Consider the following 12666-nt stretch of genomic DNA (forward strand, 5'->3'; position numbering starts at 1 on the left):
CAAAACATTAACAATTGAAAGTGGTGTTGAAATCTCAAGTAACTCAGAGAATGGTAATGAGACCGAAGGCGGTGGCGGTGGCATTTTTAATAGTTCTGGAACTGTCATAATCAAAGGCGGAACAATTAAAACAAATTCTGCGAACCATTATGGCGGAGCAATTTATAATGAAAGCGGAACAGTCTACATTTACGGTGACACTTTAATTGGAAATGTCGTTTCTGCGGCTCCAACCGACTGGTATTATGGCTCTAACAAAGCCGATAATGGAGGCGCAATTTACAATAAGTCCGGCAATATTTATATTGGCTACAAAAGTAATAATGGTACACCCTCAAAAGATGATTCTGCAAATGTAAAGATTATGGGAAATGCAGTAAAATCAAGCAGTTCAAAAGGCGGTGCAATTTATGTTGAGGCAGGAACTTTGCAGATTGCAAAAACCTGTATTGACTTTAACTATTCTCCATACAGTGGAGCTGGAATTTATACAAAGGGTAGTGTCAGATTGCTCGAAGATGCGATTATAAAAGGAAATAAGGCCTTTAGTTTTGGTGGTGGTGTATATGTTGACCAAGGTGGCCAATTGGACATGGGCGGTAATTCTATTATCGGTGGAAGTGAAAGTGGAGACGCAAATACAGCAGCCAAAGGTGGCGGTGTTTATGTTTCAAGCAGTGCTCAAACTACCCCTGCAGGCGTTACATTCGGAGCAGCAAATTCAACTCAGAGCATTATGGGAAACTCCTCAACACAGGCTGGTGGCGGTGTTTATATAAACGGATTTTATGCAACATTCACTATGCACTCAGGATCTATCAGCAATAATAAGCTTGTTGGCGGAACAACTGGTGGCGGTGGAATTCATGTGGCGGAGGGAACCCTTAACTTTGAAGGCGGCGAAATCAGCGGGAATGTCATTGAAACTCCTTCTAACACCAACATAAAAGGTGGGGCACTCGACATTGGTATAAGCGGAAAATTTAATATAAAAGGTGCGGTCTCAATTCCGTATGGAGAAGAATCTGGTAAAAATGATGTTCGTATTAATACAAGTACTGCAATTACAATTACAGGCGCAATCACAGGCACTGACACGGATATTCGAGTAATTCCGTACAGCTATTCAGAAGGAGAGGCTGTTCTTGCCCTTGCGGATGCTGTCACGAACACAACTATAGCAAAAACAAAAAGAAAATTCTCAATAATGCCGGATCCTGCTCATCCTGAAAATGACTGGCACATAAACTCTGAAGGTAATCTTACATTGCTTTATATTGGCAGTAAAAAACCATCAGAAGACAAAGCAATTGGTGACATTGTGTTCAACGATGGTTCTGCAGAACCGTATACTTCAACCATTACGCAGGAACAAAAAAATGCCGCCATTGCAGTTATTTTCTATGATGGGGTTGGTGATAGTGATTTAGGAAACAGGGTTCTTGGTGTCGCTTTGCAAGAGAGTTCTAAACTGGCATGGGCTAGTAATTATGCAAAAGGTCATGGAAGCGGTCCGATGAATAGTACACCGCCGATTCCTGTTGAAAAATATGATGGCAAGGCGAATCTTGCTGCTATAAAGGCTCTCGGTGATTATAAAGAAAGCTATTATCCGGCTTTTTATTATGCCGAGCATTATTCTGACAATGTAACAAATCTTGGGGACTATCAAGAGGATTGGTATCTTCCTGCTTACATGGAACTTTCGAAAATTAAGACAAACATGACCACTGTCAATGCAGCATTTGACAAACTTGGTAGCATAAAAATGTTCCTCACTAATCAAAACAAGAGGCGTTTTTGGTCATCTACCAATTATTTTACAAACCGTACAACATACAGTCAGAATGATAAATATGGAATACAAAGTGCTTGGGCTTGGGACGAAGACCGTTTCAAAGGTAATGGAAAAGAGAATGGAAATATATGTTATGTCCGTGTCATTCACGAGTTCTAACAAAGCCAAAGCGTGAGGGATAGTAGTGGCAAGCCGTAAGGCTTGTTCCGAAGCACGAAGTGCGTAGGAATGAAGGCGAAAGCCGGAACCACGGATAGCCCGACCTGCCGTAAGGCAGGGCACGCCCAAAAAAGTATTTCCCCCAGCTGTCGTCATGCTTGACGGCGTGGAGAATTTTTGTTATATTAAAAGTATATTGGGCTGGTCGAAAGATCTCGGTCCACCGAAACGGCGTGGGGATCCCGCGCCTTTTTTATTTATAACAGTTTATATGGGAGTTAATAAAATTTGGCAGAAAAAATAGTAAGCTGTTTTATTGATGAAGCGGGCGATTTTGGAGAATTTGAATCTCATTCCCCTTAACTTGCTTTTTAGATTTTCAAGAAAATGCCCGATTCAATGTTTTACAATTCTTGTTAGAAAATCAGAATGTGCAGATTCAGATATTTTGGAAGCAAAAATCGATATTGGGCAGTTTTCTAATTCCTTGAGCGAGAATTAGGAGATTACATGCCGCCACCAAAAATGCGGGGGACTCAGAAGCCCCGGAACACAAAACGGACGATTCTCAGGCTGGCCTCTTACATGGGGCGTTTTAAGGGACTTTGGATTTTTGTCTTTTTCTTTGTGGTTTTGTCGGCTCTCAGCGAGGTTGCCGGGGCTTACATGATTAAGCCTGCGATAAACAATTACATAATTCCTCTGATTGGCTCTAAAAATCCCGACCTGTCCGCATTTTTCCGGCTGATTCTGGCGATGATTGCGGTTTATGTGACTGGCGCGCTTTCGGGCTATGCTGGCGAGCGGATTCTGATTTCGATATCTACCAAAACTCTTGCCGCGCTGCGCAAGGATCTGTTCCATCACATGGAAAAATTGCCGCTCCGTTACTACGACTCTCATCAGCACGGCGTTCTCATGTCGCTTTACACTAACGACACTGACACTCTCCGTGAGATGTTCGGGATGAGCGTTCCGCAGCTTTTTTCTACTTTTTTTCAGGTTACGGGAATTTTCGTGATGATGCTGATTCTGAGCGTTCCTCTTACGATTCTGATTCTTGTCACGATTGCGCTGATTATGATTCTTTCGGCTCAAATCGGAAAAAAATCCGCGAAAGCGTTCCGAAAACAGCAGGACAGCATAGGAAAAGTCAACGCTTATATCGAAGAATTGATTGAAGGCCAGCGGGTGGTGAAGGTCTTTACGCACGAGGACGAGGTGAACTGCCGCTTTGATGAGCTTAACGAGAATTTGCGGAAGGCCGGCACAAGCGCGATGAGCTATGTTTCGGTTCTCGGCCCTCTTATGAACAACCTGAGCCACATCCAGTATGCGCTCACGGCAATTGCGGGAAGTTTTCTTGTAATCAAGGGCTTTTCTGATGTCGGGACAATCGCGAGTTTCTTGCAGTCAACGCGTTCTTTTTCGCGGCCGCTTACTCAGGTCAGCCAGCAGTTCAATTCCGTTCTTAACGCGCTTGCGGGTGCGGAACGAATTTTTGCCGTGATTGACGAGCCGATTGAAGAAGATGCAGGAAATGTTGAGGTTGATTCTTCTTTTAAGGGCGAGTTTGATTTTGAGGATGTCGATTTTTCTTACGAGGAAGGTGTTCCTGTCCTTAAAAAGATTTCGCTCAAAGCAAAGCCGGGGCAAAAAATTGCTCTTGTCGGCTCGACTGGCAGCGGAAAGACCACAATCACGAATCTTCTCACTCGTTTTTATGACATCGATGAGGGAAAAGGGAAAATCTCTTACGACGGAATCCCGCTCAAATCTCTCAGAAAAGACTCTCTCCGCCGTTCGCTCGGAATGGTCTTACAGGACACGCATCTTTTTACTGGAACGATCCGCGAGAACATCCGCTACGGAAATCTTTCGGCGACTGACGAAGAGGTTGTGGAAGCGGCCAAGCTTGCCAATGCCGATTACTTTATCCGTCATTTGAAAGACGGCTATGAAACTGTGATTACTGGTGACGGCTCAAGCCTGAGCACTGGTCAGAGACAGCTTTTGGCGATTGCCCGTGCAGCTGTCGCAAATCCGCCGGTTCTTATCCTTGATGAGGCGACAAGTTCCATCGACACGAGAACGGAAAGGCTGATTCAGAAAGGCATGGATTCGCTGATGCACGGCCGGACTGTCTTTGTGATTGCGCACAGGCTTTCGACTGTTCGGAATGCAGATGAAATCCTTGTGCTTGAAAAGGGCGAGATTATTGAGCGCGGAAATCACGATGAGCTTATGGAAAAGCACGGAAGATACTTTGACCTGTACACAGGTGCTTTTAAGCTGGAATAAGATTTGGGCGTTGCGGGGTAGGGAGCCGATTGATTTGCCCCGCAGAAGGGGTAGGCGTCGCGCGGTTCAGGCATAGCCTTCACCGAGACTCGCCTAGAAACTCACCTCGTGAGTTTCTTCGTCTTCGACGACCGGCTCCCTAGGAAGGCTTTCCCCTTTGTATATTTATTTGCGTTTTCCGAAAATGCGGAGAAGTGCCAGGAACAGGTTGATGAAATCAAGGTAAAGCTCAAGTGCTGCCATGATTGAGACCTTCTGGTAGTCTTCGCTGCCGTTTGAATGTTGTGAGATTTTGATGATTTTCTGCGAGTCGTAAGCCGTGAGACCTGTGAAAATGATTACTGTCGCGATTGCAATCAAAAAATCGAGGATGCTCGTGTTGAGGCGGAAAAAGCTGTACATGATGAATTCAAGGACTGACACGATGATTACGCCAATCAGAGCCATCATCAGGTATTTTCCCATTGTGGCGAGGTTCTTTTTTGTTGTGGCTCCGTAGAATGCCATTGCGAAGAACATTGCCGAAGTGCCGACGAAAGCGACTGCGATTGATTCAATCTGATAGACAATAAATATAGAAGAAAGTGTGATTCCGTTGAGGACAGAGTAGGCGAGGAAGCCCAGAATTGCTGTCTGCAAAGAGATTTTTCGGATTGCAGCTGATAGCCCCCAAACGAGAGCGATTTCTGCGATTGCGAAAATCCAGAAGCCCATCATTCTGTTGCCGTAAAGAAACTTGCCGAATGCACTGAGCGAATTGCCGTCAAAAATTTTGCCTGCCGTGAAGAAAGCTGAGACTGCGCTGATTAAAAGTGCAAGACCCATCCAGAGATAAGTTTTTGAGATGAATTTTGATTGTTCTGATTCTGAGAGTGAAACTGATCGTTCCATTTTTATATGAAACCTCCTTTCTTTTATTTTACAGCAAATCCTAAAAAATGACCATAATTTTTCCGATACTGATAAAGAATGAAAATGTTTTGTGGGAGAAACAAATAATGACAAAAATCGTAACCAGGGTGACTTTAATTATTTTTGCAACCCTTTTCATTACTGCCTGTGCTTCAGATCCAAAGCCTGATGCCTCAAAGGCAAATTCCGTGCAGGAACTCATCAGGCAGGGGCGTTATGATGAAGCAAAGGAAATCTTCAAGACTAAGACTGATATTAATTCTGCTGATTTGTACGGCGACACGGCTCTTCATGTTGCGGCGCGTGTGAACGAGGCTGATTTGGTCAGCTTCCTTATCATCAAAGGCGCGGACACTGAAATCCGCAATAATGACGGCGATACGGCTCTTCATGTTGCGATTAAGAATGATGCCATTGATGCCGCAAAAGTCCTCGCTATCGTTCATGGTGATATTTTTGCAAAAGATGCGTCTGAGAATACAGCCCTAGAACTTGCGCTTTCAAAAGGCGATAAATGGTATGAGGCGATGATTACTTCACAGACTGGCGAGCTTCGTGATGTTGACGGTGAATCCATCGTTCATTATTTCGTGAAAACACGCGATGAGAAGGCTGTCGATCGATGTATTCAGGTTGGCGTTCCTCTTTCTGTCCGTGACAATTACGGCCTTTCGCCGCTTGATTTGGCTTTCAAGGGCGCGGACAATGCCGGTTCAATAAGAATTGCTGTGAAACTTCTGCTTGCCGGGGCAACTCCTGTGCGTGGAGACTTTGCTTACTTTGAGGATGCGGTTCGTACTCATAACATGATTCTTCGTTTCAATGACGGCCAGACTCCGCTTCATATCGCGACAATTGACGGCCATACTGGAATCGTCGATTATATCCTCAATGAAAATACTTCTGTCAGGACGATTGATTTGCTTGCGGCTCAGGATATCAGCGGTGCGACTCCGCTTCATGAGGCTGTTCGTTACGGCCGGGTGAATGTTGCAAGGCTCCTCCTTTCTCATGGGGCAAATGTCAATGCCGCGGACTCAATCGGGAAAACTCCGATTCTTCTGATTATCCCGGAATCCGCTCAGCAGGAAATGTATCCGCTTCTTCTCCAGCACAAAGTCAATGTGAATCAGAAAGATATGTACGGCGACACTGTTCTTCATGTCGCTACAATGGCAAATGCACCTGTGAATACCCTTGCTCTTCTTGTAAGCAATGGGGCTGTGATTAACGAGCGAAACAAAGAGGGCGTGACTCCGCTCGCGCTTGCTATTGCGACCCAGCATCCTGAGCAGGTAAAATTCTATGCTCAGAACGGCGGTGATGTTTATGCGGAAGATATGGAAGGAAACACTCCGATTACAAAGGCTCTTGATTCTGGAAGCCGCGAAATGCTTGAGACTTTGATTACAAAGGAAAATGTCGCTTCAACTGATTCAAGCGGAAACACAGCTCTTCATATTGCGGTTAACCGCGATGCTCCGATTGATTATATCCGCTATCTTGTTGATGTCGGCTCGGATGTCAATGCCCGCAACAAGAACGGTGACTCGGCTCTCTTCATCACTGTTCAGAAAAATCGCCGCGATGCAGGTGACTTGCTCCTTGAGAAAAACGCCGACATCTTTGCGACAAACACTCAGAATAATTCTCCTTTGCGGCTTGCCCTTACTCGTGGCGGCGAGGTTCAGGACTGGCTTATCACTTCAAAGACTTTGAATTCTACGGACGGAAGCGGAAACACGCCTTTGCATTATGCTTCTGAATGGCATTTGAACAGCGCGATTGTTGCTTTGGTTCAAAAAGGTGCGAAAGTTGATGCCCAGAACGGAAACGGTGAGAGCGCGATTTTCTCTGCTGTCAAGGGCGGCGACGATTCTCCTTCGACAATCAACGTGCTTGTTTCAAGCGGTGTCGTGATTGACTCAAAGGACAAGCTTGGTCGTGATAATCTCGGAAACACGCCTCTTCATGCGGCCGTAAAATGGAATGCTTTCAACACGGCAAAAAATCTTATTGCGCTTGGTGTTGATGTTGACGCGCAGAACCTCAGCGGAAAAACTGCTCTGAGCGATGCCTGCCGTTCTGCCAAAAAAGACATGGCTGTTCTTTTGATTCGCAATGGTGCTGACATCAATGCGACTGATGCGACTGGTCGGACTGTTCTGATGGATGCAATTTCAAGTTCCAACGAGGAGATGGTTCGGCTTCTTTTGCAGTACAAGGCAAATGTTCAGGTTCAGGAAATGAGCGGCCGGAACGCATATCACGAGGCGGCTTTGACAGGAAACATCGGCATCATCAATCTGATTCGAAAGGCGGGCGGAAATCCACTTTCGCGTGATTCTTCGGGCGATTCTCCTTTCTCACTCGTGCTGAATTCTGATATTGCGGTCGTGCAGGCCGTTCTTGGAAGTGATGTTACAATCGCTGACTCAGACGGAAATACTCCGATTCATGTTGCGGTTCAGCGGCATGCGGGCAAAAAGATTTTGATGCAGCTTTTGAACATGGGCTATCCTGCAAGCCAGCGAAACGGAAAAGGCATGACAGCCTTGAATGAATCTGTTGCGAACAGTGAAAAAGCTCAGGCACTTGTGCTTATTGAATACGGTGCTGACCCATACATTTCGACAACTACGGGCGAAAATGCGATTACGACTGTTTTCAAGACGAAGAACATGGAACTTCTTGATGCTATCGTGAAATATAACGCGACAAAAACTGACAGGCAGGGCGACGGAATCCTTCATTACGCTGCTCGGAACGCTGACCGTGAGACTGTCGAGCATCTTGTCGCGCTCAAACTGGACAAGAATGCGCGCAATATCTCAGGCGAAACCCCGGCGCAAATGGCAGCAAGATGGGGAAGATCGGATATTGCGGAATTGCTGAAATAAATCAAAAAAAAACAGGCTCCCATCGGAAACCTGCCCCAAACATCGCAGTGAGCAAAGCTCAGGCGAGTTTGTGTCAGAACCCCGATTCCGCCTGTTTTTTTTTGCATTTTTCTGGATTGCTGCAATCTACGCCCTTCACACCATCATTTATATAGAAGAAAAATGGTCGGGATTTTTGATAGTTCCGACTTTTCTTTTTTCCACTGGGCGATTGACCTGGTTTTTATGAACTGCTCGGTTGTTGTGATTCCGGCGGCTATGCAGAGCTTGGTTTCGGGACGGCAGGTTTTTAGGATTGCCTCGAACATCTTTTGATTGCGGTAAGGCGTTTCGATGAAAAGCTGGGTCTGGTCTTCTTTGTAGATTTTGTTTTCCAGCTGCTTGATTTTAGCTTCGCGCTCTCCGTTTTTTACTGGCAGATAGCCGTTGAATGCGAAGTTCTGGCCGTTAAATCCGCTTGCCATGATAGCCATGATCATTGAGTTTGGACCAACGAGCGGTACAACCGGAAGGTTCTTTTTTTGCGCGATTTCTACGGCTCGGCTTCCCGGGTCTCCGATGCAAGGGCAGCCCGCGTCACTGATTACGCCCATGCTCTCGCCCTTTTCTAGCGGAAGAAGAATTTTTGAGAGGTCTGCTTTCTGGTCAGTGTGCTCGCTAAGTTCGGTAAAAGTGCAGTCGTCAATCGGAAAATTTTTGTCCAGAGAAATCAAAAATCTTACGGCTGCCTTACGGCTTTCAACGATAAAATGCCGGATATTCTTTACGATTTCAAAATTGTACGAAGGAAGAACCTGTTCGTTCGGAGTCTCACCCATCGGGCAGGGAATTAAATACAAGGCTGTTTGCATGGTTTTATTATAGCAGAATAAATCTAAATTAGGAATTAGCAGTTAGGAATTAGGAAATGTGCAATTAACTGAAAATTTAAAACACTGAAATGAAAATTGTCTTTCTATCAGAATGAATCTGTGTTAATCTGTGGTTACTTATTCTGGAGATTAATATGAAGATTTTGATTCGACCGCATGATATTGGAAAGGGAAGTGCTGACTGGCTTGGCACTAACGCTCATGAATGGGGCTTTGACGGAGTTCAGCTTGCAATCGCTAAGGCTGTTGAGGGGCAGAACGGAAATCCTGGCACTTTGACTGGCGAAGTTGTTTCTGAGATTCGCAATGGTTTTAATTCGCACGATGTTGAGATTCCGATTCTGGGGGCTTATTTTAATCCTGTTCACTCAAACAAGGACAAGGTAAATCTTGGTGCTGAAAAGTACGCTGACCATTTGCGCCATGCTGCTGAATTCGGAGCAAAATTTGTCGCTTCGGAAACAGGAAGCTACAACGATGACAAATGGACTTACAATCCCAAAAATCAGACCGAAGAAGCTTTCCAGGAAGTCAAAAAGATTTTCGCGCCAATGCCACAGGTTGCAAAAGAAGCTGGTGTCTGCATGGCTTTGGAAGGAGCGTGGGGGCACTGCATGTACAAGCCGGAGCTTCTCAAACGCCTTGCCGATGAAATTGATCCGGGGCAGGAGAATTTCCGCTTCATCGTGGACATTTACAATTATCTTTATGTCGGGAATCACGAAAAACGCGCTGAGATTTTTGAAACCTGTCTCAAGCTCTTCAAGGGAAAAATCTGTGGCTTCCATCTCAAAGATTATGTCGTAAACGGTGATGAGCTTGAAATCGTGCCGCTCGGAACAGGCCGCATGGGCTGGAAAGATTTTCTTCCTATAATAAAAGCTGAGTGCCCGGACGCATATCTTATTTTCGAGGGTGTGAAAGACGTTCCAAATAGCTTGAAGTTTGTACGAAGCATAGTCGGTTAATTCTGGTAGCGGAGTCTTTTTCATAATTTCTGATTTCATGATATAATTGATTCATGCAAATCGACGAGCTTTTTGAACTGGCCTACATTCTTATCGATAAAAAACAGGTGACCGCAAAAGAAATGTCGGCGCGGTTCGGAGTTTCCGTGCGCACGATTTATCGCTGGGTGGAAGCTCTTTCCGCTTCTGGCATTCCTGTTTACGCAGTTCAGGGGCGTGGCGGCGGAATTGCAATTTCCGAAAAATATGCGCTGGACAAAACCGTGCTTACCGAAGAAGAACGGCTTGCAATCGTTTCAAGCGTAAAGGCTCTGAGCAAGCTGAGCGGAAGTCAGAAAGCTGCTTTGAGCGCAAATGCCAGGGCCGTAGAAAAAATTTCCAATCTGACTTCAAGTGAGGCGGACTGGCTTGAAGTCGATTTTGCGCCCTGGAGCCCGGAGGGGCAGGGGGTACGGGAGCTTTTCGCAACTCTTCGCGATTCTATTCTCAAAAAACAGCAGGTTGAATTCGATTATTTTTCAAGTGACGGAAAAAAAGCAGGGAGAGTCGTCCATCCCTGGAAGCTCGTTTATCGCGGACAGGCCTGGTATCTTTTGGGCTGGTGCACTGAGCGTAAGACAGAACGATATTTCAAGCTGAGCCGGATGCTGAATGTCAAAAAAACAGTGCGCCCGGCAGATATAACATTCAAAAGTATTCATTCTTCAGACTCGCAAAAGACTGTTGAAGTCAATTCAGAAAAAAAACTGATTCAAATCGAAGCCCGGGTCTCATCAAAAATGGCATTTTATCTTCTGGACACCTTTGCCTGCTCAAAAGTCGAGCCGAATCCTGACGAAAGCATTAACGTGACATTTTCTGCCCCCGATGAAAGCTGGCTCTGCGGTCTTCTTCTGAGTTTTGGCGCGGAACTAAAAATCATCTCACCAAAGGAAATCAAAGAAAAAATCATCCAGATGGCAAAAGAAACTTTTTCCCAGTACGAATAAAACCTGACACACTGTTGTCATATTTTGTGTGGTAGACTTAATTCATGGAAAACAAAACCGCACTTTTAGAAAATATTTCGCAATTACACACCACACCGATGGGACTAGACCGTATCCGCCGCAATCTTAATCTTGGGAAAGATGTGACTGACCTTGTTGCATGGTGCCGCGAGCGGATTTGCGACGAACGCTGTGAAATTATTCGTAACGGCAAAAACTGGTACTGCAGGATTGACGGCTGTATAATCACCGTGAACGCTTTCAGTTACACAATCATTACGGCGCACAAGGCTTAATTATGGAAAAACGGCCGCAATTTTGCCAGATAAAATCTTTCGAAGAATTCTCAAAATATTACTGGTATCGCGAGGAATTAGAGACAATCTGCAAAAAGCTGGAAATTGATTCTGGCGGAATGAAGCTTGAACTGAATCGCAATATCGAAGAATATTTCAAAGGAAATCTGATTCAAAAAAATAAACGAAGGCCTGAATCTGCCGGTGCAGGAAAAACAGTCGCAGACACTCCGCTTACTTTGGAAACAAGCCTGATTGACTGTAACTTCTGCTTCAGCCAGCACTTCCGTGAATTCTTTTCTGAGCAGCCTGGAATCAAAAACTTTAAGTTCAATGCAGATATGGTCGCTACTTCCAGAGAAGTAAAAGAGGAGGGCGACAAAACTTTTACGCTCGGCGATATGCTTGAAGTCTTTTATGGGCGGAAAACATACGCAAAATACGACAAATCCTGCCTCCAGTGGAACAAATTCGTAAAGGATTTTTGTTCTGACCCGGAAAGCGAAAGATTTTCCGACAAGCTAAAAACGGCTTCGATTCTCTGGCGGGAAGTGCGCAATTCAACAAGGGAAAAAGTCTACAAACATAATCTGCTTGAAGAATTCGCTGATAAAATATGACACGCTTTTGTCATGTTTTGTGTGATAGAATAATAGCCTGAATGTCGAGTTTTGTAAATTTTCAGATATAGCCAATGAACTTCAAAACTCGAATTTAGGGCTAATAGTATAAGGAGAAACTATGCCAAGACCAAGAAACAAAGAAGATTTGCTTACAGCCGCAAAAGAAAATTATTCAAAGCTAATGGATTTTATTGCTTCAATGAGCGAGGGGGAAATGACGACTCCTTTTGATTTTTCTGCTGATGCGAGCAAAAAGGAAGCACACTGGAGCCGCGACAAAAACGTGCGCGATGTTCTGATTCACCTTTACGAATGGCAAAAGCTTCTGCTAAAGTTCGTTGAAAATAATGCTGATAAAACTGACGCAAAAACTGCAATTGCCTTTCTGCCGTCTGAATATTCGTGGAAGACTTACGGAGCAATGAACGTGATGTTCTGGAATCGCAATCAGACAACTCCGCTTGAAGACGCAAAGAAAAATCTTGAAAAGACACACGCTGAACTTCTTGCATTAATCGAAAAATACAGCAATGAAGAGCTTTTCACCAAAAAACACTTTGCGTGGACTGGCGGAACAGAACTTGGATCATATTTTGTAAGCACGACTTCAAGCCACTACGACTGGGCACTTAAAAAACTCAAGGCTCATCGCAAAAACTGTGCAAAGTAACAGTGTCAGGAGAGAGAAAATGCACTTTGTAAACGCCAAAACAATTCTTTCTGCAAAGCCCTGTGGCATGAACATCTACCGCGGATGCTCGCACGGATGCATTTACTGTGATTCACGGAGCAAGTGCTATCAGTTTACACACGCTTTTGAAGACATTGAAGTAAAACAGAATGCGGCG

At 44.9% G+C, this 12666-nt stretch carries 10 protein-coding genes and 1 pseudogene; 9 read left to right on the forward strand and 2 right to left on the reverse strand.

Annotated features, from left to right (window positions below; translation table 11 throughout):
* A partial coding sequence (locus IJJ71_RS07595) for an autotransporter outer membrane beta-barrel domain-containing protein (protein WP_486389619.1) occupies window positions 1-1957 on the forward strand: 1957 nt, incomplete at its 5' end.
* A 510-nt stretch (window positions 1958-2467) separates the two neighbouring features.
* Window positions 2468-4258, forward strand: a complete 1791-nt coding sequence (locus IJJ71_RS07600) for an ABC transporter ATP-binding protein (protein ID WP_296846229.1) — start codon at window positions 2468-2470, stop codon at window positions 4256-4258.
* Window positions 4259-4423: 165 nt separating this feature from the next.
* On the opposite strand, the gene IJJ71_RS07605 is transcribed toward IJJ71_RS07600, so the two are convergent.
* Complete coding sequence (locus IJJ71_RS07605) at window positions 4424-5149, reverse strand: Bax inhibitor-1/YccA family protein (protein WP_296846230.1); 726 nt, start codon at window positions 5147-5149, stop codon at window positions 4424-4426.
* 107 nt (window positions 5150-5256) lie between these two features.
* On the opposite strand from IJJ71_RS07605, the gene IJJ71_RS07610 reads away from it, so the two are divergent.
* Entirely contained in the window at window positions 5257-8070 is a 2814-nt protein-coding gene (locus tag IJJ71_RS07610) for an ankyrin repeat domain-containing protein (protein WP_296846231.1), read from the forward strand.
* A gap of 143 nt (window positions 8071-8213) precedes the next feature.
* On the opposite strand, the gene IJJ71_RS07615 is transcribed toward IJJ71_RS07610, so the two are convergent.
* On the reverse strand, window positions 8214-8921 hold the full coding sequence (locus IJJ71_RS07615) for an SAM-dependent methyltransferase (RefSeq protein WP_296846232.1): 708 nt from the start codon (window positions 8919-8921) through the stop codon (window positions 8214-8216).
* A gap of 155 nt (window positions 8922-9076) precedes the next feature.
* Here IJJ71_RS07615 and IJJ71_RS07620 point away from each other — a divergent pair, with 155 nt between their 5' ends.
* The 6 genes and pseudogenes from IJJ71_RS07620 to IJJ71_RS07645 form a co-directional block, all read left to right on the forward strand.
* Window positions 9077-9910 (forward strand): sugar phosphate isomerase/epimerase family protein, encoded by an 834-nt coding sequence (locus tag IJJ71_RS07620; RefSeq protein ID WP_296846233.1) that lies wholly within the window; start codon window positions 9077-9079, stop codon window positions 9908-9910.
* A gap of 53 nt (window positions 9911-9963) precedes the next feature.
* Window positions 9964-10899 carry a helix-turn-helix transcriptional regulator gene (locus IJJ71_RS07625; protein WP_296846234.1) on the forward strand — a complete coding sequence of 312 codons (936 nt, stop codon included), beginning with the start codon at window positions 9964-9966 and terminating at the stop codon, window positions 10897-10899.
* A 44-nt stretch (window positions 10900-10943) separates the two neighbouring features.
* Entirely contained in the window at window positions 10944-11195 is a 252-nt protein-coding gene (locus IJJ71_RS07630) for a DUF3781 domain-containing protein (RefSeq protein ID WP_296846235.1), read from the forward strand.
* A gap of 2 nt (window positions 11196-11197) precedes the next feature.
* On the forward strand, window positions 11198-11815 hold the full coding sequence (locus IJJ71_RS07635) for an SAP domain-containing protein (RefSeq protein WP_296846236.1): 618 nt from the start codon (window positions 11198-11200) through the stop codon (window positions 11813-11815).
* A 121-nt stretch (window positions 11816-11936) separates the two neighbouring features.
* Entirely contained in the window at window positions 11937-12488 is a 552-nt protein-coding gene (locus tag IJJ71_RS07640) for a ClbS/DfsB family four-helix bundle protein (RefSeq protein WP_296846237.1), read from the forward strand.
* 19 nt (window positions 12489-12507) lie between these two features.
* Window positions 12508-12666, forward strand: a pseudogene (locus tag IJJ71_RS07645) (radical SAM protein); the annotation flags it as partial.

The organism is Treponema sp. (assembly GCF_017430385.1).
Classification (GTDB): Bacteria; Spirochaetota; Spirochaetia; order Treponematales; family Treponemataceae; genus Treponema_D.